Origin of the sequence: Pseudomonas sp. JV245A (assembly GCF_032424515.1) — a bacterium.
Taxonomy (GTDB): domain Bacteria; phylum Pseudomonadota; class Gammaproteobacteria; order Pseudomonadales; family Pseudomonadaceae; genus Aquipseudomonas; species Aquipseudomonas protegens.
In genome coordinates, this window is the sequence record NZ_VYKE01000403.1 from 1 (window position 1) to 1,136 (window position 1,136).

Below are 1,136 nucleotides of genomic sequence, written 5' to 3' on the forward strand. Positions count from 1 at the left end.
GCATGGAGTCGCGGTGGGTGCCCGCTCGTGGGCGTGGGGTGAATCTCTGCAAGAGCGGGCGGGTCCGTTCAGACAAACCAGTCCTGGCGTTCGCTGAAGGTGTTGAGGATCAGTTCCACCAGTTGCTGTACCTGCTCTTCATGCTCCACCTGGGCATTGACCGCCAGCCAGGCGCGGCGTTGCATGCTTTCCTCGAACAGGCCCGGCAAGGCGGTGAGGCCGCGGTCGAAGCGGCTCATGTACTGCGGCAGCAGGCCAATGCAGGCGCTGCAGCGGATCATCTCCAGCATCAGTTCATAGGAATGCACCTGCACCACCCCGGCCAGGCGCTGTTCCACCAGGTTGTTCCAGGGCCGGAACGGCTCGATATGACGGTCGTGCTGCCACTGCACCAGCATGTAGTCCGCCAGGTCGTCCAGGCTGTCGGGGCGGGCCGCGACCCGGGAGTAGCGCTTGGCGATGTGCGGCAGGTAGTCGATGCGCGCCAGGGGCATGGGTTCGCGGGTGGCGAAGCTGGGGCCCGGCAGGGGTGAATCCTCGGCCGCCAGCCACAGCACCAGGTCGGCGCTCAGGGCCTGCAGGGACAGGTCGCTGTCGATGGAGATGATTTCCAGCCGGGCGCTGGCGTTGCGCCGCAGCAAGGCGATCAGGTCACGGCCAAGGATGTCGTGGAGGATGGTTTCCGCCACGGCCACGCGGATCAGGGGTTGCTCGATCACCGGCAGCCGCCGCTGGTGGGCCAGGGCTATCAGCTGGGCCTGCAGTTGCAGGCCTTCGCGGCTCAGGCTCAAGGCATTGCCCTGGTAGCAGAACAGCGAACGACGCAGGTGCTCCTCCAACTGCGCCAGTTGCTTGCGCAGCAGCGTGGCCTTGATGTTCAGGCTGCGGGCCGCCTGCATGAAGCAGCCGCAACGGGCGCTGACCAGAAAATACTGGGCCACCGCAGGTTCGATGCCAGCGGCCAGGGCCAGCCAGGCTTCCCGGGGTTCCTGGGGCGCGGTATATGGCGCAAAGCCCTGGAGTGGAGCGGGTTCGAGAAATGACATTGATGACTCCCTGTCTTGTTGAGTGTTGCTTCCTTGGCGGGCGAACGGGGGGGGCCGTGGGATCGCCTTCGCTGGCAAGCCAGCTCCTAC

At 65.8% G+C, this 1,136-nt stretch carries 1 protein-coding gene; it reads right to left on the minus strand.

Translation table 11 applies throughout. The features are described 5' to 3' along the window. Window positions 1–68 precede the first annotated feature (68 nt). Window positions 69–1,046, minus strand: coding sequence for a LysR family transcriptional regulator (locus tag F6S12_RS32025; RefSeq protein ID WP_041118052.1), 978 nt, complete (start codon window positions 1,044–1,046; stop codon window positions 69–71). Between the last annotated feature and the right edge of the window lie 90 nt (window positions 1,047–1,136).